This window comes from Streptomyces sp. NPDC005496 (assembly GCF_042872045.1).
Lineage (GTDB): Bacteria > Actinomycetota > Actinomycetes > Streptomycetales > Streptomycetaceae > Streptomyces.
The window spans coordinates 106,819-127,070 of sequence record NZ_JBIAJQ010000015.1; the positions used below are offsets into that span (position 1 = coordinate 106,819).

At 71.3% G+C, this 20,252-nt stretch carries 17 protein-coding genes and 1 pseudogene; 10 read left to right on the plus strand and 8 right to left on the minus strand.

Annotated features, from left to right (window positions below):
• Window positions 1–23 precede the first annotated feature (23 nt).
• Genes ACFYQQ_RS35765 through ACFYQQ_RS35785 form a run of 5 tightly spaced genes read right to left on the minus strand, consistent with a single transcriptional unit; the run spans window position 24 to window position 5,732 of the window.
• A complete protein-coding gene (locus ACFYQQ_RS35765) occupies window positions 24–824 on the minus strand; it encodes an ABC transporter permease (RefSeq protein WP_355784938.1) in 801 nt (266 codons plus the stop codon).
• The gene (locus ACFYQQ_RS35770) at window positions 824–1,753 is read right to left on the minus strand and encodes an ABC transporter permease (RefSeq protein ID WP_356170958.1); all 930 of its coding nucleotides are present in this window, start codon (window positions 1,751–1,753) and stop codon (window positions 824–826) included. The genes ACFYQQ_RS35765 and ACFYQQ_RS35770 overlap by 1 nt, the downstream gene beginning before the upstream one ends.
• Window positions 1,753–2,913: an ABC transporter ATP-binding protein gene (locus tag ACFYQQ_RS35775; protein WP_355794711.1), complete on the minus strand. Its 1,161-nt coding sequence runs from the start codon at window positions 2,911–2,913 to the stop codon at window positions 1,753–1,755. The genes ACFYQQ_RS35770 and ACFYQQ_RS35775 overlap by 1 nt, the downstream gene beginning before the upstream one ends.
• Window positions 2,910–4,157: a spermidine/putrescine ABC transporter substrate-binding protein gene (locus ACFYQQ_RS35780; protein WP_356170961.1), complete on the minus strand. Its 1,248-nt coding sequence runs from the start codon at window positions 4,155–4,157 to the stop codon at window positions 2,910–2,912. Before ACFYQQ_RS35780 ends, ACFYQQ_RS35775 begins: the two co-directional genes overlap by 4 nt.
• A 54-nt stretch (window positions 4,158–4,211) precedes the next feature.
• Entirely contained in the window at window positions 4,212–5,732 is a 1,521-nt protein-coding gene (locus ACFYQQ_RS35785; protein WP_356170964.1) for a gamma-aminobutyraldehyde dehydrogenase, read from the minus strand.
• Between the two features lie 207 nt (window positions 5,733–5,939).
• Here ACFYQQ_RS35785 and ACFYQQ_RS35790 point away from each other — a divergent pair, with 207 nt between their 5' ends.
• Complete coding sequence (locus ACFYQQ_RS35790) at window positions 5,940–6,536, plus strand: NADAR family protein (RefSeq protein WP_355795128.1); 597 nt, start codon at window positions 5,940–5,942, stop codon at window positions 6,534–6,536.
• Window positions 6,537–6,645: 109 nt separating this feature from the next.
• Here the strand turns inward: ACFYQQ_RS35790 and ACFYQQ_RS35795 are convergent, their stop codons facing one another.
• A complete protein-coding gene (locus ACFYQQ_RS35795; RefSeq protein WP_356170970.1) occupies window positions 6,646–7,581 on the minus strand; it encodes a DUF4190 domain-containing protein in 936 nt (311 codons plus the stop codon).
• Between the two features lie 54 nt (window positions 7,582–7,635).
• On the opposite strand from ACFYQQ_RS35795, the pseudogene ACFYQQ_RS35800 reads away from it, so the two are divergent.
• From ACFYQQ_RS35800 to ACFYQQ_RS35810, 3 genes and pseudogenes are all read left to right on the plus strand, one after another.
• Window positions 7,636–8,785 (plus strand): annotated as a pseudogene (locus ACFYQQ_RS35800) (adenosine deaminase).
• A gap of 67 nt (window positions 8,786–8,852) precedes the next feature.
• Window positions 8,853–9,533, plus strand: coding sequence for a glycerophosphodiester phosphodiesterase (locus ACFYQQ_RS35805; protein ID WP_355789183.1), 681 nt, complete (start codon window positions 8,853–8,855; stop codon window positions 9,531–9,533).
• A gap of 433 nt (window positions 9,534–9,966) precedes the next feature.
• Entirely contained in the window at window positions 9,967–11,139 is a 1,173-nt protein-coding gene (locus ACFYQQ_RS35810; RefSeq protein ID WP_355789186.1) for a serine hydrolase domain-containing protein, read from the plus strand.
• 27 nt (window positions 11,140–11,166) lie between these two features.
• Here the strand turns inward: ACFYQQ_RS35810 and ACFYQQ_RS35815 are convergent, their stop codons facing one another.
• A complete protein-coding gene (locus ACFYQQ_RS35815; RefSeq protein ID WP_355789189.1) occupies window positions 11,167–12,357 on the minus strand; it encodes a spermidine/putrescine ABC transporter substrate-binding protein in 1,191 nt (396 codons plus the stop codon).
• 224 nt (window positions 12,358–12,581) lie between these two features.
• The gene (locus tag ACFYQQ_RS35820) at window positions 12,582–14,021 is read right to left on the minus strand and encodes a gamma-aminobutyraldehyde dehydrogenase (protein ID WP_356172009.1); all 1,440 of its coding nucleotides are present in this window, start codon (window positions 14,019–14,021) and stop codon (window positions 12,582–12,584) included.
• 163 nt (window positions 14,022–14,184) lie between these two features.
• On the opposite strand from ACFYQQ_RS35820, the gene ACFYQQ_RS35825 reads away from it, so the two are divergent.
• From ACFYQQ_RS35825 to ACFYQQ_RS35850, 6 genes are all read left to right on the plus strand, one after another.
• Complete coding sequence (locus ACFYQQ_RS35825) at window positions 14,185–14,700, plus strand: Lrp/AsnC family transcriptional regulator (RefSeq protein WP_355794328.1); 516 nt, start codon at window positions 14,185–14,187, stop codon at window positions 14,698–14,700.
• Complete coding sequence (locus ACFYQQ_RS35830) at window positions 14,685–16,064, plus strand: aspartate aminotransferase family protein (protein ID WP_356172006.1); 1,380 nt, start codon at window positions 14,685–14,687, stop codon at window positions 16,062–16,064. Before ACFYQQ_RS35825 ends, ACFYQQ_RS35830 begins: the two co-directional genes overlap by 16 nt.
• Window positions 16,065–16,254: 190 nt before the next feature.
• Window positions 16,255–16,992, plus strand: coding sequence for an ATP-binding cassette domain-containing protein (locus tag ACFYQQ_RS35835; RefSeq protein ID WP_355794047.1), 738 nt, complete (start codon window positions 16,255–16,257; stop codon window positions 16,990–16,992).
• Entirely contained in the window at window positions 16,974–18,332 is a 1,359-nt protein-coding gene (locus tag ACFYQQ_RS35840) for a hypothetical protein (protein WP_388906718.1), read from the plus strand. The genes ACFYQQ_RS35835 and ACFYQQ_RS35840 overlap by 19 nt, the downstream gene beginning before the upstream one ends.
• A 130-nt stretch (window positions 18,333–18,462) precedes the next feature.
• Window positions 18,463–18,870 (plus strand): VOC family protein, encoded by a 408-nt coding sequence (locus tag ACFYQQ_RS35845; protein WP_355794373.1) that lies wholly within the window; start codon window positions 18,463–18,465, stop codon window positions 18,868–18,870.
• 202 nt (window positions 18,871–19,072) lie between these two features.
• Complete coding sequence (locus ACFYQQ_RS35850) at window positions 19,073–20,218, plus strand: LOG family protein (RefSeq protein WP_388906722.1); 1,146 nt, start codon at window positions 19,073–19,075, stop codon at window positions 20,216–20,218.
• The last annotated feature ends 34 nt before the right edge of the window (window positions 20,219–20,252 follow it).

The following is a 20,252-nucleotide window of genomic DNA, read 5'->3' on the forward strand; positions in this document are numbered from 1 at the left end:
AACTCCCTACGAAAGAATTGCTCTTACGCCTTCTGCCGGTTGCGGCGATTGCCGATCACCATTCCGGCCAGGACGAACAGTACGGCGACGACGAACATGGCCGTACCGATGACATTGATCTGAACGGGTGTTCCGCGCTGTGCCGATCCCCAGACGAACATGGGGAAGGTGACGGTCGATCCCGCGTTGAAATTGGTGATGATGAAATCGTCGAAGGAGAGCGCGAAGGCGAGCAGCGCGCCCGCGGCGATCCCGGGGGCCGCGATGGGCAGCGTGACCCGCAGGAAGGTCTGCACGGGACCGGCGTACAGGTCCTGGGCCGCCTGCTCCAGGCGCGGGTCCATCGACATCACGCGTGCCTTGACGGCGGTGACCACGAAGCTGAGGCAGAACATGATGTGGGCGATCAGGATCGTCCAGAAGCCCAGCTGGGCCCCCATGTTGAGGAACAGCGTCAGCAGCGAGGCGGCCATCACGACCTCGGGCATCGCCATCGGCAGGAAGATCAGCGAGTTCACGGCGCCGCGGGCCCGGAAGCGGTAGCGGACCAGCGCGAAGGCGATCATCGTGCCGAGGGCGGTGGCCCCGAGCGTCGCCCAGAAGGCGATCTGGAGGCTGAGCGAGAGCGAGCCGCACATGTCGGCGACCCCGCACGGATCGCGCCAGGCGTCCGTGGAGAACGCCTGCCATTCGTAATTGAAGCGCCCCTTCGGCTTGTTGAAGGAGAACACCGTGACGACGACGTTCGGAAGGAGCAGATATCCGAGGGTCACGAGACCCGCGATGACGACGAGATGGTGCTTGAGCCAGCGCAAGAGGGCCATCAGACCAGATCCTCCGTCCCGGACTTGCGGATGTAGAGCGTGACCATGACGAGAATCGCGGCCATGAGGATGAACGAGAGCGCGGCGGCCGTCGGATAGTCGAGAATCCGCAGGAACTGCGTCTGGATGACGTTGCCGACCATCCGGGTGTCCGTGGAGCCGAGCAGGTCGGCGTTCACGTAGTCGCCGCTCGCGGGGATGAAGGTCAGCAGGGTGCCGGAGACGACGCCGGGCATCGACAGCGGGAAGGTCACCTTGCGGAAGGTCGTGACGGGCCTCGCGTAGAGGTCGCCGGCGGCCTCGTGGAGCCGTCCGTCGATCCGCTCCAGCGAGGTGTAGAGCGGCAGGATCATGAACGGCAGGAAGTTGTACGTGAGTCCGCAGACCACCGCGAGCGGAGTCGCGAGGACCCGGTCGCCCGAGGTCATGCCGAGCCAGCTCGTGATGTCCAGGAGGTGCAGCGAGTTGAGCGCGCCGACGACCGGGCCGCCGTCCGCGAGGATCGTCTTCCAGGCGAGCGTGCGGATCAGGAAGCTGGTGAAGAACGGCGCGATCACCAGGATCAGCACGACGTTGCGCCAGCGGCCCGCGCGGAACGCGATGAGGTACGCGAGCGGGTAGCCGAGGATCAGGCACAGGACCGTCGCCGAACCGGCGTACAGCACCGAGCGCAGGAACTGCGGCCAGTAGTCCGCCAGCGCGTCCCAGTAGGTCGCGAAGTGCCAGGTGACCCGGTAGCCGTCCTCCAGGGAGCCCGTCTGCACGGACGTGGAGGCCTGGTAGACCATCGGCAGCGCGAAGAAGACGACGAGCCACAGGATGCCGGGCAGCAGCAGCCAGTACGGGGTGAGGCGGCCGCGTCGGCGCGGCGGCTTCTTCTCGGGGGCGGTGGGCGCGAGAGGCGGTGGCGCCTCGGTGAGGGTCGACATCAGGCGGCCTCTTCCTCGACCGACTCGACGCCCGCGTCGATGTCCTGCGCCGCGTCCAGGCCGAAGGTGTGCGCCGGGTTCCAGTGCAGGACGACGTCCGCGCCGGGCCGCAGCCGGGAGTCGCGGTCGACGTTCTGCGAGTAGACCTCGAACCCGGGGCAGACGGCGCTGTCGACGACGTACTGCGTGGAGACGCCGATGAAGCTGGAGTCGGCGATCCTGCCGGTGATCCGGTTGCGGCCGGCCGGGATCTCGCCGGCGTCGTCGGCGTGCGTGAGCGTGATCTTCTCGGGGCGGACACCGGCCAGGAGCTTGCCGCCGGCCGTCGCGGGCGCCGAACATCGCGCGGCGGGCAGGACGAGCTTGCCGCCGCCCGCCTTGAGGACGATCTCGTCGCCGCTGCGGGTGTCGACCTCGGCCTCGATGAAGTTCGAGGTGCCGAGGAAGTTCGCCACGAAGGTGGTGTTCGGGTTCTCGTACAGGTCGGCGGGCGAGCCCAGTTGCTCGACGCGGCCCGCGTTCATCACGGCGACGGTGTCGGCCATGGTCATGGCCTCCTCCTGGTCGTGCGTGACGTGCACGAAGGTGATGCCGACCTCGGTCTGGATGCGCTTGAGCTCCAGCTGCATCTGGCGGCGCAGCTTGAGGTCGAGGGCGCCGAGGGGTTCGTCGAGGAGCAGCACCTTGGGGTGGTTGATGAGGGCGCGGGCCACGGCGACGCGCTGCTGCTGGCCGCCGGAGAGCTGGTGCGGTTTCTTGCGGGCCTGCTCGCCGAGCTGCACCAGTTCGAGCATGTCCTCGACCTGCTTCTTCACCGACTTGATGCCGCGCCGGCGCAGGCCGAAGGCGACGTTCTCGAAGATGTCGAGGTGCGGGAAGAGCGCGTAGGACTGGAAGACGGTGTTCACCGGCCGCTTGTAGGGCGGCAGGTTCGTCACGTCCTGGTCGCCGAGCGAGACGGTGCCCGAGGTGGGCTCCTCCAGGCCGGCGATCATGCGCAGGGTGGTGGTCTTGCCGCAGCCCGAGGCGCCGAGGAGCGCGAAGAACGAGCCCTCGGGGACGGTCAGGTCGAGCGGGTGGACGGCCGTGAACGCGCCGTAGGTCTTGCTGATGCCGGAGAGGCGGACGTCGCCGCTGTTGTCAGTCTTCATCATCGTCACGCCCCTGTGAGCTTCGCGAACTTCTCTTCGTAGGCCGTCTCTTCCTTCTGGCTCAGTGAGCGGAAGGGGTGTGACCTGGCGGCCATGGCCTTGTCGGGAATGATCAGCGGGTTGTTCGCCGCGTCCTCGTCGATCTTCGCGAGCTCGTCCTTCACGCCGTCGACGGGACACACGTAGTTGATGTACGCGGCGAGTTCGGCGGCCGGCCTCGGCTCGAAGTAGTAGTCCATCAGCCGCTCGGCGTTCGTCTTGTGACGTGCCTTGTTGGGGACGAGCATGTTGTCCGTGGACGTGATGTAGCCGCTCTCCGGGATGATGAAGTCGACGTCCGGGCTGTCCGCCTTGAGCTGGACCACGTCACCCGCCCAGGCGACACAGGCCGCCAGGTCGCCCTTGGTGAGGTCGGACGTGTAGTCGTTGCCGGTGAAGCGGCGGATCTGGCCCTTGTCGACGGCCTTCTGGAGCCGGGCGATCGCCGCGTCGTAGTCGTCGTCGGTGAACTTCGCCGGGTCCTTGCCCATGTCGAGCAGCGTCATGCCGATGCTGTCGCGCATCTCGGAGAGGAAGCCGACGCGCCCCTTGAGCTTGGGGTTGTCGAGCATGTCGGAGATCGACTCGACCTTCTCGCCGTCGAGCGCCTTCTTGTTGTAGGCGATGACGGTCGAGATGCCCTGCCACGGATAGGAGTAGGCGCGTCCGGGGTCCCAGTCGGGGTTCCGGAACTGCTGGGAGAGGTTCGCGTAGGCGTGCGGCAGGTTGGAGGCGTCCAGCTTCTGCACCCAGCCGAAGCGGATCAGCCGGGCCGCGAGCCAGTCGGTGACGACGATGATGTCGCGCCCGGTGTCCTGGCCCGCCGCGAGCTGCGGCTTGATCTTGCCGAAGAACTCGACGTTGTCGTTGATGTCCTCGGTGTACTTGACCTTGATGCCGGTACGCCGGGTGAACGCGTCGAGCGTCGGGTGGTGCTTCTCGCTCTCGTCCACGTCCATGTACTCGGTCCAGTTGGAGAAGTTGATCGTCTTCTCCTTGGCCGAGTGGTCCTCGGCGGAGACGCCGCCCTGGGTCTTGCCCGCGGCGGGGATCCCGCAGCCGCTCAGTGCTCCGAGACCGCCGACGGCCAGCGCGCCGCCGGCGGAGGCGCGCAGCAGCGAACGCCGGGTGAGGGATGCCCTGCCGTTCCTCAGACTGCGGTGAAAGGCGGCCAGTTGGGCCGGGGACGGACGGTCGGGCTCGTACTGCTCCATGCTCCTGGTGCCCTTTCGGGAGGGAAGCGGCCGTGGTCACGCGGCCTGTTCTGGCTATCGGTCCCCGAAGATCGTGCGGTGCCAGTCCTTCCTGGCGACCGCGGTGTTGTCGAACATGACGTGCTTGATCTGCGTGTACTCCTCGAAGGAGTAGGCAGACATGTCCTTGCCGAAGCCGGACGCCTTGTAGCCGCCGTGCGGCATCTCGCTGATGATCGGGATGTGGTCGTTCACCCACACGCACCCGGCCTTGATCTCCCGGGTGGCGCGGTTGGCCCGGTAGACGTCGCGGCTCCAGGCGGAGGCGGCGAGGCCGTACGGGGTGTCGTTGGCGAGCCGGATGCCCTCGTCGTCGGTGTCGAAGGGGAGCACGACGAGGACGGGGCCGAAGATCTCGGACTGCACGATCTCGCTGTCCTGCGCGGCGTCGGCGACGAGGGTGGGGCGGTAGTACGCGCCGTCCTTCAGGTCCTGCGGGATCTCGCCGCCGGTCACCACGCGCGCGTAGGCGCGGGCCCGGTCGACGAATCCGGCGACCCGGTCGCGCTGGGCGTGCGAGATGAGGGGGCCGAGGTCGGTGTCCGGCGCGAACGGGTCGCCGACGCGGACGCCCGCGATGAGGGCGCCGGTCCTCGCGACGAACTCGTCGTAGAGGGGCCGCTGCACGTACGCGCGGGTGGCGGCCGTGCAGTCCTGACCGGTGTTGATGAGGGCGCCGGCGACGGCTCCGTGCACCGCGGCCTCCAGGTCCGCGTCGTCGAAGACCACGAAGGGTGCCTTGCCGCCGAGCTCCAGGTGCAGCCGCTTCACGGTGGCGGTGGCGATCTCGGCGACGCGCTTGCCGACGCCGGTGGACCCGGTGAAGGAGGTCATGGCGACGTCGGGGTGGCCGACGAGGTGCTCGCCCGCGTCCTTGCCCGCGCCGGTGACGATGTTGACAACGCCGTCGGGGATGCCTGCGTCGGTGGCCGCCTGGGCGAAGAGCAGCGAGGTGAGCGGGGTGAGCTCGGCGGGCTTGAGGACGACGGTGTTGCCCGCGGCGATCGCCGGGAGGATCTTCCAGGCGGCCATCTGGAGGGGGTAGTTCCAGGGCGCGATGGAGCCGACGACGCCGATGGGCTCACGGCGTACGTAGGAGGTGTGGTCCCCGGAGTACTCGCCCGCGGACTGGCCCTGGAGATGGCGGGCCGCCCCGGCGAAGAAGGCCGTGTTGTCGATGGTCCCCGGGACGTCGAACTCGCGGGTCAGCTTGAGCGGCTTGCCGCACTGCAGGGACTCCGCCTGGGCGAACTCCTCGGCCCGCTCGGTGAGGACGGCGGCGAAGCGGTGCAGCGCGTCGGAGCGCTCGCCGGGGGTGGCGCCGGACCAGCCGGGGAACGCCGCTCGGGCGGCGGCGACGGCGGCGTCCACGTCGGCGGGGGACGCCAGCTCGTACGTGTAGACCTCCTCGCCGGTGGCGGGGTCGACGACCGCGTGCGTGCGGCCCGAGGTGCCCTTGACCAGTCGGCCCGCGATGTACTGCGCGCCGTCCGCGAAACGGTCCTGCGCCTGGAAGCGATGGCCCGGTTTGTGCATGTCGCTCTCCTCCGCCGCCCTCCCCGTCCCACGGGGGTCGGCGTAGCTCCAGCTCGATTTGAGTGCCGATCCTGACAGAGAGAGGTGACCTCAACAAGTGATTCCGTTGTTGCCTTTTGGTTACGCGACGGAATCTGTCGACCAGGTGTCGAGTCAGCCTGGAAAAGGCGGGACGGACTGTCAGTGGTGCGTGCCAGACTCGCGTGCATGGGGACGATCGATTCGAGGGAAGCCCTGGTCAGGGAGGTCCGCGCGGGGGCGAGGATCAAGTACCTGCACTTCTGGGGGCACCGGCCGCGGCCGGACGGGCGGGTCGGCGCGAGCTGCCTGAGCCAGTGGTGGCCGTCGCCGTTCACGGTGGCCGGCGTCGAGTACGCGACCGCCGAGCACTGGATGATGGCGGGCAAGGCGCGCCTCTTCGGCGACGCGGAGGCGGAGCGGCAGGCACTGCTGGCGCCGAATCCGGCGCTGGCCAAGAAGGCGGGCCGGCTGGTCCGGGACTTCGACGGCGAGATCTGGGAGCGGGAGCGCTTCCGGATCGTGGCCGAGGGCAGCGTGCACAAGTTCGCCGCCCACCCCGACCTGCGGCACTTCCTGCTGGACACGGGCGACCGGGTGCTCGTCGAGGCCAGCCCCGTGGACCGGATCTGGGGCATCGGGCTCGCCGCGGACGACGAACGCGCGGGAGACCCCGAGCGCTGGCTGGGCCCGAACCTGCTGGGGTTCGCGCTCATGGAGGCACGGGAGCGGCTGAGAACCACCGGCGTCCCGGCGCCCGCCGAAGCGGACGGCTCCCTGTCGTAAGGACGGTTCCCTGTCGTAGAGGGGAGTGCCCGGAGTCCTGTGGCGTCTTGGAGAGGACGTCCGGGATGCGGGCCGCCCCGCGTCCGTCCCCTGAGGGACCGAGCGGACGCTAGCGCGCCTGCTCCACCACCAGGGACGTCGAGTAGTCGTCAGTGCCGAAGTACGGGTCCTCGTCGTTGTCGTCGGGCAGGGCGAAGATCAGCACGGCGAAGCCGATGCCGAGCAGCAGTCCGACCGCGCCGCAGATGATGCCCGCCAGTGCCTGGCCCGGGTTCGTCGCCTCGCCCCGGCCTGCCCTGCGGCGGCCGATCACGCCGAAGACGAGCGCCAGAATGCCCAGCACGATCGCCACCGGCCACAGGCAGAAGAGCACGGCCGCGATGATGCCGAGCACCAGCGAGGTGGTGCCCATCCCGTTGCTCGGCATCGGCTGCGGGACGCCCCAGCCGTAACCGGAGTGCACACCGGGGTAAGGGCTGTGGCCGCCGTGCACCGTGGGACCGGGGTAATGGGGATAGCCGTACAGAGGCTGACCCGGGCCGCCGGGGGCCACGGGCGGTGGCGGAACGGGCTCACCGGGGAGCGGCCCGCCGAAGGAGGCCGGTCCGGCGGGCGGGGCGAAGGGGTTGTGCGGCGCGGCGCCGCCCGGCGGCATCGTCCCGGCGGGCGGGGCGTACGGGTCGGCGGACCCGCCGGACGCCGGTGGCGCGAAGGGGTTGGCCCAGGGCTGAGGGGTCGCCGCGCCGGGCGTCGAGGTGTCCGGGCTGGGCGGCAGCGCCGAGCCCATGGCGGGCAGCGAGGTCACGGTGGGCTGGTTGTGGACGGAGGGCGGCGGCGGGGTGCCGCCCTGCCCGGCGCCCGGGGGCACGGCGTCCGCCGGAGCGGCCCAGGGGTCGCGCTCGGGGGCGGGGGCCTGCTTGTCCAGGCCGACCTTGCGGGTGGGGGGCGCGTCCTGCGGGCCGGCGTGGGGTCCGCTGTCCGGGGAGGCGGGGGCCGCCGGCCAGGTGTGGTCCGGCGGTTCCGGCGTGCGGGCGTCGTCGGACATGCGCGAGGTCCCCTCAGTTGTACGTTCCGTCATGCTACGGCCCGCGCCCTGGGCGTGCGGACGGCGGCCTACGATGATCCCCGAGTCACCGATCAGCCGATCACCCGCGTCCCCCGACACGCACGTGCGGGACGCCGTTCCCGGGGAGCAACCCTTGACCGACCACCTCGACGTCCGCGACCCGCACGCCTTCATCGCCGGGCTGCCCAAGGCCGAACTGCATGTGCACCACGTCGGCTCCGCCTCCCCCCGGATCGTCTCCACGCTGGCCGCGCGCCACCCCGACTCGAAGGTCCCCACCGACCCCGAGGCCCTCGCCGACTACTTCACCTTCACGGACTTCGCCCACTTCATCGAGGTGTACCTGTCCGTCGTCGACCTCATCCGCACCCCGGAGGACGTCCGGCTCCTCACGTACGAGGTCGCCCGGGACATGGCCCGGCAGCAGGTCCGGTACGCCGAGCTGACCATCACCCCCTTCTCCTCCACCCGCCGCGGCATCGACGAGCTCGGCTTCATGGAGGCGATCGAGGACGCCCGCAAGGCCGCCGAGGCCGAGCTCGGCGTCGTCCTGCGCTGGTGCTTCGACATCCCCGGCGAGGCGGGCCTCGAAGCCGCCGAGGAGACGACCCGGCTCGCCACCGACGACCGGATTCGCCCCGAGGGACTCGTCTCCTTCGGACTCGGCGGCCCGGAGATCGGCGTCCCCCGGCCGCAGTTCAAGCCGTACTTCGACCGGGCGATCGCCGCCGGCCTGCGCTCGGTGCCGCACGCCGGGGAGACGACCGGCCCGCAGACGGTGTGGGACGCGCTGACCGACCTGCGCGCCGAGCGCATCGGACACGGCACCAGTTCCGCGCGGGACCCGAAGCTGCTCGCCCACCTCGCCGAGCACCGCATCGCGCTGGAGGTCTGCCCGACCTCGAACATCGCGACCCGCGCGGTCCGCACGCTCGACGAGCACCCGCTCAAGGAGATGGTCGGCGCGGGTGTCCTCGTCACGATCAACTCCGACGACCCGCCCATGTTCGGCACCGACCTCAACAACGAGTACGCGGTCGCCGCCCGGCTCCTCGACCTGGACGAGCGGGGTCTCGCCGGGCTCGCGAAGAACGCCGTCGAGGCGTCCTTCCTGGACGCGGCGGGCAAGCGCCGGCTCACGGACGAGATCGACACGTACACGTCGGCGTGGCTCGCCTCCTGACGTCCGGGCGCCGGGCCGCCGCACCCCGATGAGCGGACGCGGTGCGCACCGCCCCCACAATGGGCGCATGCGCACCGTGACTGCCGTGGCCCACCGCGGCGACCCCTACCGCGTCCGCGAGAACACCCTCGACTCCCTGCGTTCCGCGCTCCGGAGGGGCGCGGACGCGGTGGAGATCGACGTCCGGCTCACCCGCGACGGCGTTCCCGTGCTGCTGCACGACGAGACGCTGGAGCGCCTGTGGGGGCACGACCGCCCGCTGCTCTCGCTCTCCTCCGACGAGGTGCGCGGGCTGACGGCCGGCGGGGTGCCGACGCTCGTGGACGCGCTGGCCGCGACCGGGGACGGCCGGCTGATGATCGACCTGCCCGGCGCGGACCGCAGGACCGTGCGCGAGGTCGTCGACGTCGTCCACGCGTCCGGGGCCGAGGAGCGGGTGTACTACTGCGCGGGCGCCCCGGCGATGCTCGCGGTGCGCGCGGCCGACCCGGCGGCGGAGATCGCGCTGACCTGGACGACGCTGGCGCCCCCGCGGCCCGCTCTCCTGCGCGCGGTACGGCCCCGGTGGCTCAACTACCGCTTCGGGCTGGTCGACCGGGACCTGGTGGCGCGGGTGCACCGCGACGGCTACCTGCTGTCGGCGTGGACGCCGGACACCCGGCGCTCCATGCGGCGGCTGCTCGACCTCGGGGTCGACTCGATCACCACGAACCGCATCGACGCCCTGACGGCGCTGCGCGAGCAGTAGGGGCCCGTTGGCCGGGCGGGCACCCGCGGAAGCGTCGACTCAGGGCGAACTCCCGCACCCGGCAAGGTGTTTCGCGAGGGCGTTCCGTGCGAGCGCTCAGGCAGGGCGTTTCGGGAGGGCGTCCCGGGAAACGGTGAGCGGGTGCCCTTGAGCGAGTGCGACTCCGTTCGGCACTCACCGCTTCAGGACCGCGGTTCGCCCTCGCCGCTCCCCGGGAACCGCACGTTCGGCCTCCCCACCCCGCCCGCCTCCTCCCCGGCACCGGGCGCCCTAGGGCCTATCCCCCACAACACCCCTCCCTTGTAGGCCAGTTTCTCCGGGCTGGGGTCAGGGTCCATGCCCTCCCCGCTGACGATCCGCGCAGGAACGCGCGGCCGCAGGATGATCTCGCCGGCCACCGCCCGGCCCGTCGTCCTCCACCCAGGGAGCAGCCTTGCCGCACTTCAGCGTCCGGCCCCTCACCGCCGTCGCCACCGCGCTCGTCCTGGGGGTGACGGCGGGACCGCTCGCCGCCCCGGCCCTCGCCGCGCCCGCCGCTCCCCCGGTCGGGGCGCACGCCACGGCCACCGGGCCGGACGCGGAGGCCTTACGCGCCGCGCTCGCCGGGCTCCCGAGCCCGGACGCGACGGCGGCGCTCGTCCGGGTCGGCGGCACCGACGGGACCTGGCGCGGCAGCGCCGGCGTGCACGACCTGCGCGGTGGCCGCGACGCCGACCCGGACGCGCTCTTCCGCGCCGGTTCCACGACCAAGGTGGTGACCGCGGCGCTGGTGCTCCAGCTCGCGGCGGAGCACCGGATCGACCTCGGCGCACCGGTGGAGGACTACCTCCCCGGGCTGCTGCCCGCCTCCTTCACGGAGCCCGTCACCGTGCGGCAGCTGCTGAACCACACCAGCGGCATCCGGCCCGGCGACGGTTTCGGGGACTCCTTCGAGGAGGTGTACGCGCACCGCTTCGACACGCTGACCCCGGAAGCCGTGGTCGCCTCGGCGGTCGCGAAGGGCCCGGAGTTCGGCCCCGGCGACGAGCAGCACTACCTGAACGTCAACTACACGGTCCTCGGGATGCTGGTCGAGAAGGTCACGGGCCGCCCGTACGAGTCCGAGGCCGCCCGGCGGGTGTTCCGTCCGGCGGGAATGCGTCACTCGTACTTCCCCGGTACCGACCCCCGGATCCACGGACCGCACAACCACGGCTACCAGGCGGTGCGGGGGGCCGACGGCACGACCCGGCTGGTCGACGTCACCGACTGGAACCAGGCCGACCGCTGGGCGGCGGGCGACATGATCTCGACCACGGCCGACCTGGAGCGCCTGGTCACCCGGCTGTTCCGAGGCGACCTGGTGCCCGGGCCGCAGCTGGAGGAGATGTTCACCGTCCCGGCGGGCATCGAGGGCGCCGACATGAGCGCCGGGCTCCAGCGCTTCGAGTTCGGGGGCAGGGTCCTGTGGCTCAAGTCCGGCGCCCGCTACGGCTATTCGACCATGATGGGCGCCACCCGCGACCTCTCACGCACCCTGGTCTACTCGGTCAACTCCACGGAGGCGAAGGGCGAGGCGATGAATCCGGTGGCCGAGCGGATCGCCCGCGCGGCCCTGAAACCGTAGGGAGAAGCCCGCGTTGATCGCGGCCTGCTACAGCCCCGCGATCGCGTTCCACCGCTTCGCGAACTCCGGGCGCTCCGCGGACGTGACGTCGCGGGCGATGGCGAGACGCGCGCGCATGCCGGCGTCCGGGAAGATCAGCGGGTCCTCCGCGAGCGCGGCGGTGTCCCGGTCCCCGGCGGAGGCGAGGACGTCCCGGGCGGCCGGGACCGGGCAGACGTAGTTGACCCACGCGGCGAGTCCGGCGGCGACCTCGGGGTCGTAGTAGTGGTCGACGAGCGCCTCCGCGTTGGCCTTGTGGCGGGCCAGGTTCGGGATCATCAGGGACTCCGACCACAGTTCGGCGCCCTCCTCCGGGACCACGAAGCGGATGTCGGGGTCGTCGGCCCGCAGCTGCATCACGTCACCGGAGTACGCCTGGCAGGCGAGGACGTCGCCCGCGGCGAGGTCCTTGATGTAGTCGTTGCCGGTGAAGCGCCGGATGCGGCCCTCGCGCACATGCCCCTCGACCTGGTCGCACACGGTGTGGAAGTCGTCGGCCGTCCACCGGGTGATGTCGACGCCGTTGCCCTGCATGAGCAGCGCGAACGCCTCGTCCAGGCCGGAGAGCAGCGTCACCCGTCCCTTGAGGTCGTCGGCCCACAGGTCGGAGACGCGGTGGATCTCGCGGCCGAGACGGCGGCGGTTGTACGCGATGCCGGTGATGCCGGACTGCCAGGGCACGGTGGACCGGCGCCCGGGGTCGAAGGCGGGCGAACTCAGCAGCGGGTCCAGGTACTTGACGACGTTCGGCTGGCGGGTGCGGTCCATCTCCTGGACCCAGCCGAGGCGCACGAAGCGGGCGCACATCCAGTCGCTGACCACGATCAGGTCGCGTCCGGTCCGCTGGTGGTTCATCAGGGAGGGGCTGAGCTTGCCGAAGAACTCGTCGTTGTCGTTGATCTCCTCGACGTAGTCGACGGCGATCCCGGTGCGTTCCCGGAAGTCGTCCAGGGTGGGCCGGCGTGTGGTGTCCTCGTCGTCGGTGTCGATGTAGAGCGGCCAGTTCGACCAGGTCAGACGTCGCTCGCGGGCGGAGAGGTCGGCGCCGGCCCGGTCGCCCGGTGCCACGTACGCGGCCGGGACCCCGCATCCGGCCAGCGGGCCGAGCGCGGCGGCACCCCCCAGGGCGCTCAGCAGGGAACGGCGGGACAGGGCTGGGGACTTGCGGGTGACGGACACCCGGGCAGCCTGCCGCCGGGGGCTCGGCGCGGGCAATGGACGGTGCGTCGAGCAATCACCTCCGGGGCCGACACCCTGTCGACCGCCCCGGCGTCCGCCGCACCCGTCCGAGGCCGGACACGCGGGCGCGGCTCGAAGCGCGCGCCCGGGCACCGCCCGCGGGGGCCGGACACACGTGCGCGGCCCCGGACGGTGAGCACCGTCCGGGGCCGCGCAGGTGATGACTAGCCGTCGAGCGACGTCATCACGTGCTTGATGCGCGTGTAGTCCTCGAAGCCGTAGCCGGAGAGGTCCTTGCCGTAGCCGGACTTCTTGAAGCCGCCGTGCGGCATCTCGGCGACGAGCGGGATGTGGGTGTTGATCCACACGCAGCCGAAGTCGAGGGCCTTGGACAGGCGCATGGCGCGGCCGTGGTCCTTGGTCCAGACGGAGGAGGCGAGGGCGTAGTCCACGCCGTTCGCCCACTCGACCGCCTGCTTCTCGTCCGAGAACGACTGCACGGTGATGACCGGGCCGAAGACCTCGTTCTGGATGATCTCGTCGTCCTGCTTCAGGCCGGAGACGACGGTCGGGGCGTAGAAGTAGCCCTTGTCGCCGACCTGGTGGCCGCCCGCCTCGACCTTGGCGTGGGCGGGCAGGCGCTCGATGAAGCCGGCGACCTGCTTGAGCTGGTTGGGGTTGTTGAGCGGGCCGTACAGCACGTCCTCGTCGTCCGGCTGCCCGGTCTTGGTGTCGGCGGCGGCCTTGGCGAGCGCGGCCACGAACTCGTCGTGGATGCCCTCCTGGACCAGGACGCGCGTGGCGGCCGTACAGTCCTGCCCGGCGTTGAAGAAGCCCGCCACGGAGATGTCCTCGACGGCCTTGGCGATGTCGGTGTCCTCGAAGACGACGACCGGGGCCTTGCCGCCCAGCTCCAGGTGGACCCGCTTGAGGTCCTTGGACGCCGACTCGGCGACCGACATGCCCGCGCGCACCGAACCGGTGATGGACGCCATCGCCGGGGTCGGGTGCTCGACCATCGCGCGGCCGGTGTCGCGGTCGCCGCAGATGACGTTGAAGACGCCCTTGGGCAGGATCGAGCCGATGATGTCGGCGATCAGGACCGTGGAGGCGGGCGTCGTGTCGGACGGCTTGAGGACGACCGTGTTGCCCGCGGCCAGCGCCGGGGCGAACTTCCAGACGGCCATCATCATCGGGTAGTTCCAGGGCGCGACCTGCGCGCAGACGCCGACCGGCTCGCGGCGGACGATCGAGGTCAGACCCTCCATGTACTCGCCGGCGCTGCGTCCCTCCAGCATCCGGGCGGCGCCCGCGAAGAAGCGGATCTGGTCCACCATCGGCGGGATCTCCTCGGACCGGGTGAGTCCGATCGGCTTGCCGGTGTTCTCCACCTCGGCCGCGATCAGCTCCTCGGCCCGCTCCTCGAACGCGTCCGCGATCTTCAGGAGGGCCTTCTGGCGCTCGGCCGGGGTCTGGTCGCGCCAGGCCGGGAAGGCCGCGGCGGCGGCCGCCATCGCGGCGTCGACGTCCGCCTCGCGGGACAGCGGCGCGGTCGCGTACGCCTCGCCGGTCGCGGGGTTGACCACCTCGGTGGTCCGTCCGTCGGCGGCGTCCCGGAATTCTCCGTCGATGTAGTTGCGCAGACGACGCAGCTCGGTGCTCACTGCCGGCCCTCCTGTCGGGTGTCCAATCACTGAGACACCCACCCTAATCGGTGTGTCCACGTTTTCAACACCCTCGATCCCTCCAGATCTGCGAAATCCGCAAGTCACGTCCTCGTAAACAACGAATTTCATCGCTACGGCCTTGCGGAACTATCGAGACGTCGTGCAGAGTGGGCGCGTGGCCAGTCGAAGCGCAGACCCCAGGGACTCTCGGGAGTCCAGGAACGGCACTCCCCAGCTGGATGCCGTCTCCCTCGCCATCATCGAGCAGCTCCAGCAGGACGGCCGCCGTCCGTACGCCGCCATCGGCAAGGCCGTCGGCCTCTCCGAGGCGGCCGTGCGCCAGCGCGTCCAGAAGCTGCTCGACCAGGGCGTGATGCAGATCGTCGCCGTCACGGACCCGCTCACCGTGGGCTTCCGCAGGCAGGCGATGGTCGGCGTGAACGTCGAGGGCGACCTCGACCCGGTGGCGGACGCGCTGACGGCCATGTCGGAAGTCGAGTACGTGGTGATGACCGCGGGCTCGTTCGACATCCTCGCGGAGATCGTCTGCGAGGACGACGACCACCTGCTGGACGTCATCAACAAACGCATCCGGGCGCTGCCCGGCGTGCGCTCCACCGAGAGCTTCGTCTACCTGAAGCTCAAGAAGCAGACCTACATGTGGGGAACCCGATAGCCGTGAGCAAGGACCTCAGCCGAACCGCGTACGACCACCTGTGGATGCACTTCACCCGCATGTCCTCGTACGAGAACGCGCCCGTTCCCACCATCGTGCGTGGCGAGGGCACCTACATCTACGACGACAAGGGCAAGCGCTACCTCGACGGTCTCTCGGGGCTGTTCGTGGTCCAGGCGGGCCACGGGCGCACCGAGCTCGCGGAGACGGCGTTCAAGCAGGCCCAGGAGCTGGCCTTCTTCCCCGTGTGGTCCTACGCCCACCCGAAGGCCGTCGAGCTGGCCGAGCGCCTGGCGGACTACGCCCCGGGCGACCTGAACAAGGTCTTCTTCACCACCGGCGGCGGCGAGGCCGTCGAGACCGCCTGGAAGCTCGCCAAGCAGTACTTCAAGCTGCAGGGCAAGCCGACCAAGTACAAGGTCATCTCGCGCGCGGTCGCCTACCACGGCACCCCGCAGGGCGCCCTGTCCATCACCGGCCTGCCGGCCCTCAAGGCCCCCTTCGAGCCGCTGGTCCCCGGCGCGCACAAGGTGCCGAACACCAACATCTACCGCGCCCCGCTGTTCGGCGACGACCCCGAGGCCTTCGGCCGCTGGGCCGCCGACCAGATCGAGCAGCAGATCCTGTTCGAGGGCCCGGAGACGGTCGCCGCCGTCTTCCTGGAGCCGGTGCAGAACGCGGGCGGCTGCTTCCCGCCGCCGCCCGGGTACTTCCAGCGCGTACGCGAGATCTGCGACCAGTACGACGTCCTGCTGGTGTCGGACGAGGTCATCTGCGCCTTCGGCCGCCTCGGCACGATGTTCGCCTGCGACAAGTTCGGCTACGTACCGGACATGATCACCTGCGCCAAGGGCATGACCTCGGGCTACTCGCCGATCGGCGCGTGCATCGTCTCGGACCGCATCGCCGAGCCGTTCTACAAGGGCGACAACACCTTCCTGCACGGCTACACCTTCGGCGGCCACCCGGTCTCCGCCGCGGTCGGCGTCGCCAACCTCGACCTGTTCGAGCGCGAGGGCCTCAACCAGCACGTGCTGGACAACGAGAACGCCTTCCTCACGACCCTCCAGAAGCTGCACGACCTGCCGATCGTCGGCGACGTCCGCGGCAACGGCTTCTTCTACGGCATCGAGCTCGTGAAGGACAAGGCCACCAAGGAGACCTTCACGGACGAGGAGTCGGAGCGCGTGCTCTACGGCTTCGTCTCCAAGAAGCTCTTCGAGTACGGCCTGTACTGCCGCGCCGACGACCGCGGTGACCCGGTCATCCAGCTGTCGCCGCCGTTGATCTCCGACCAGTCGACCTTCGACGAGATCGAGGGGATCATCCGCCAGGTCCTGACGGAGGCGTGGACGAAGCTCTGATCTTCCTCCTGGATGATCAACACCGGCCCCGAAGGCGCCCGTTCGAGTGAGAATGGGCGTCCCGGGGCCGCGTGCTGTCCGCCCCGCCGCCGGCGAATACCTAGCGTGCCCAGTGACCGATCGGCCCTGCCTTCGTTCCCCCGGACGGGGGACGCGACCGGCAACAACTGATCTGAACGAGGTGTACGCGATGGTGGCCCCGCCGGACAACGACGTGCTCTGGGCACGCGCCCTGCACGTCACGCACAACGGCTCGCCCGCACTCAGCGGCGTCTCGCTCGGCGTCCGGGAGGGTGAGATCCTCGCCGTCAGCGGCCCGCGCGGCGCCGGCAAGACGACCCTCCTGCGGTGCCTGTCAGGACAGCTGCTGCCCCAGCAGGGCGAGGTCTGGTTCAACAGCACCCCCGTCCACACCATGGGCCCGCTCACACGCGAACGGCTGCGCCGCGACCGCTTCGGCTGGATCGACCCGGCGCCGGTCCTCGTGCCCGAGCTGAACGCCTGGGAGAACGCCGCGCTGCCCCTCATGCTGCGCGGCACCCGGCGCCGCGCCGCCAAGACCGTCGCCCTGGAGTGGCTGGAGCGCCTCGACATCGGCGAGTGCGCCCGCAAGCGTCCGCACGCCCTCCTCCAGGCCGAACGCCAGCGCGTGGTCATCGCCCGCGCCCTGGCCGCCTCCCCCACCGTGCTCTTCGCCGACGAGCCGACCGCCCCCCTGCACCGGGCCGACCGCGCGCACGTGCTGCGCACGCTCACCACGGCGGCCCGCTCCCACGGCATCACGGTCGTCCTCGCCACGCACGACGCGGACACCGCGGCCCTCGCCGACCGGACCGTGTCGCTGCTCGACGGACGGCGCGTGAACACCGTCCACCTCCCGCCCGTCGCCGAGACCGAAGGCCGGGCCGCGTGCTCGCTCTCCGTCTAGCGCGCGGGGGTCAGCCCCTGGTCCAGATCCGCCGCCTCCTGGTCGCCGCGGCCTCGGCGGGCACCGGCTTCCTGCTGCTGTGCACGCTGGGGTACGCGATGACGCACCCGGACGCCTCCACCGCCTCGGTGCTCCGACTGGTCTGGTGCGTCGCCCCGCTGGCCGCCACGGTGTACTTCGCGGTCGCGGTCGCCCGCACCGACCCCGGCACCCGGCCGCGCCCCGGCCTCTCCGCGATCGGCCTCGGCCCCGGCCGTCTGATGGCGATCTCCGCCACCACCACCGCCCTGTCGACCGTCCTCGGCTCGATGCTGGCGCTGCTCCTGTTCCTGCACCTGCGCGGGGACCTGACCGGCATGCCGTTCGACGGGGCGGCGGCAGACTTCCTCGCGGCGGACCGGCCCCTGCCGCTGCCGGCCGCCCTGACGCTGCTGTCCCTGGTGCCGGCGGCCGCCTCCGTGGCCACCGCGCTGGTCCTGCGCCCGCGCGGCCGGAGCACGGCCCGCGGCCGGCGGCACACCGGCGGGAGCGGCGGGAGCCGTACCGGACGCCACGCCATCGCCGCCCAGGCCGCTTCCGCGGCACCCGGCACCCCGGTGGTCGTGGGGACCCTGGTCGACGCCGACACCGTGGTCGCCACGGCCCCGCCCGCCCCCGACGCGTACGCCGTCGCGGCGGACACCCCCGAGCAGCCCGCCCAGGCGCTGGACCCGCGCCTGCTCGTCCCCGCGCAGACCGCCCCCGGCGGGCTCCCCTGGGGCGCGGCCGTCCTCGCGGCGGGCCTCGCCGTGGAGACGTACGCGAGCCGCTCGGACGCGACGCCCGGGCTCGCGCTGCCCGGCGGGTTCGCCGGCGGCCCGGCCGGAGTCCTCGCCGGCTGGGCGCTCACCGCGGTCGGCCTGGCGCTGGCGGGACCTGCGATCACCTACCTCTGCGGGCGGCTGCTCCAGGCGGTGCGGCCGGGCGCGCTGCGGCTGCTCGCCGGACGCGTTCTCCAGACCGAGGCCCGGCGCATCGGGCAGCCGCTCGGCGTGCTGTGCGCGGTGGCCTCCGGCGCGTACGCCATGGCGACCCTGTACGCGGGCGAGCGCCCCGACTTCGGTCCGCTGAGCACCCTCGGCGCGCTGCTGGTGGGCGGCTGCACCCTGCTGACGGTGCTCACGGCCGCCGTCGAGGCCCGGCAGGCGCGCGCCGACACCACGGCCGCCCTGCTGCGTCTCGGCGCCCCCGTCACGATGCTGCGCGGTGCGGCGGCCCTGCGCATCGGCGCGCTGCTCGCCGTGTTCGGGCCGCTGACCTGGGCGGTCGCCCAGCTCGCCGCGCTGCCGCTGGTCCGCTGACGGCGACGGGCGCCCGCCGGACGGAGCCGCACGGAACCCGTCCGGAAAAAGGTCCGCGCCGGACGATGAGTTCTCCGGGACTCCCCGGTCTAACCCTGCGAACGGCACGACACCGACGGGAGAGGCCCCCATGTACCAGCAGATGATCTTCGTGAACCTGGCCACGAACGACGTGGCCGCCTCGAAGAAGTTCTTCACGGAGCTCGGCTACACGATCAACCCCCAGTTCTCGACGGACGACTGCGCCTGCGTGGTGATCAGCGACACGATCGTCGCCATGCTGCTGAGCCGGCAGCGGTACTCCGACTTCACGAAGAAGGAGATCGTGGACTCGGCGAAGACCAGCGAGGTGCTGCTGTGTCTGAGCGCGGAGAGCCGCGAGAAGGTCGACGAGCTCGTCGAGAAGGCCATCGCCGCGGGCGGCTCCGCCACCGGCGAGACCCAGGACCACGGCATGATGTACGGCCGCGCGTTCGACGACCCGGACGGCCACACCTGGGAGGTCATGTGGATGGACCCGGCGGCCGTCCAGGGCTGAGCCCGGCGTTTCGCGAGACGACCGGCCCGGGACCGGGCGCGCGGTACGGGGGTCCGTGCACCCGGTCCGGCGGCTCGCGCGGTGCCCGGTGGAGCACGGCCCGCGTACCGGGCACACCCGGGTGATCGCGTGAACGCGGCGAAGTTCGGGCCGCGCTCACGGCCCCCGGGGTGACCCGGACGGCACCCCCTAACATGGCCGGGTGCAGCCGATACCCGAGCGCCCGTCCTCCGCGCGGGCCGAGGCCCCCGCCGCCTCCCACGACCGCGAGATCGAGTCCCTGGCCGAGTTCGACGAGGTCGTGGCGGCCCGCGGCTCCCTCGCCGGATTCCGCGTCCAGGCCGTCGACCTGACGGAGCGTACGGAGGTCCTGCTCTCCGTGGACTGCGCGGGCGCCGTGTTCCTCGGCTGCCCGATGCACCCCGAGGCAGCCGCACGGACCCGGATCTCCGGCGCGCTGGTCTTCCCGCCGGTCCCCGGTCTGCCCTTCGACCCGTACCTCGGGACCCTCTACTCCCCCGGTGAGCTCTTCGACGCGCTCGACGCGGGGTACGAGGCGACGCCGGACGCCCGCGCGTACGCCTGGTTCCAGCGGACCAAGGCCGACGGGGACATATTCGCGTCGATGCTGCGGGCGGTCCACGACGACTCCGTCTCGGACGCCCTGGACGAACTCCTCACCGGCGCGCGGGTGGTGGGCGTCATGGGCGGTCACGCGATGGCGCGCGGCACGGCGGAGTACGAGGGCGCCGCGCGGCTCGGCCGCTCCCTCGCGCGGGCCGGTCTCACCGTCGCCACCGGGGGCGGTCCCGGCGCGATGGAGGCCGCCAACCTCGGCGCGTACGCCGCCCCCTTCGACGACGGGATGCTCGGGGAGGCGCTGCGACTCCTCGCGCCCGTACCGTCGTTCGCGCCGTCGGTGACCGACTGGGCGCGCGCCGCCCTCGACGTGCTGGAGCGGCACCCGGCGGGCGGTCCCTCGGTGGGCATCCCGACGTGGTTCTACGGCCACGAGCCGCCGAACGCCTTCGCCACGCACATCGCCAAGTACTTCGCCAACGCCACTCGCGAGGACGGGCTGTTGGCGCGCTGCAACGCCGGTGTGGTCTTCCTGCCGGGCGCCGCCGGCACCGTCCAGGAGATCTTCGACAACGCGACGCCGAACTACTACGAGTCGCGCGGCGAGCCCACGCCGATGGTGCTCGTGGACGAGGCGCACTGGACGGACCGGCACCCCACGTGGCCGCTCCTCAAGTCCCTTGCGCGCGAACGGGCGATGGAGTCCCGGATCGCGCTCGTGGACCGCATCGAGGACGCCCCGGAGGCGCTCAAACGTCTCGGCGGTTAATGACAACGTAAAGCCGACGCCCGCGCGGGGCATA

Coding starts and splice junctions, on each gene's coding strand:
- ACFYQQ_RS35765 (WP_355784938.1), bottom strand. CDS start 824: ATGGCCCTCTTGCGCTGGCTCAAGCACCATCTCGTCGTCATCGCGGGT.
- ACFYQQ_RS35770 (WP_356170958.1), bottom strand. CDS start 1,753: ATGTCGACCCTCACCGAGGCGCCACCGCCTCTCGCGCCCACCGCCCCC.
- ACFYQQ_RS35780 (WP_356170961.1), bottom strand. CDS start 4,157: ATGGAGCAGTACGAGCCCGACCGTCCGTCCCCGGCCCAACTGGCCGCC.
- ACFYQQ_RS35785 (WP_356170964.1), bottom strand. CDS start 5,732: ATGCACAAACCGGGCCATCGCTTCCAGGCGCAGGACCGTTTCGCGGAC.
- ACFYQQ_RS35790 (WP_355795128.1), top strand. CDS start 5,940: ATGGGGACGATCGATTCGAGGGAAGCCCTGGTCAGGGAGGTCCGCGCG.
- ACFYQQ_RS35795 (WP_356170970.1), bottom strand. CDS start 7,581: ATGTCCGACGACGCCCGCACGCCGGAACCGCCGGACCACACCTGGCCG.
- ACFYQQ_RS35805 (WP_355789183.1), top strand. CDS start 8,853: ATGCGCACCGTGACTGCCGTGGCCCACCGCGGCGACCCCTACCGCGTC.
- ACFYQQ_RS35835 (WP_355794047.1), top strand. CDS start 16,255: ATGGTGGCCCCGCCGGACAACGACGTGCTCTGGGCACGCGCCCTGCAC.
- ACFYQQ_RS35845 (WP_355794373.1), top strand. CDS start 18,463: ATGTACCAGCAGATGATCTTCGTGAACCTGGCCACGAACGACGTGGCC.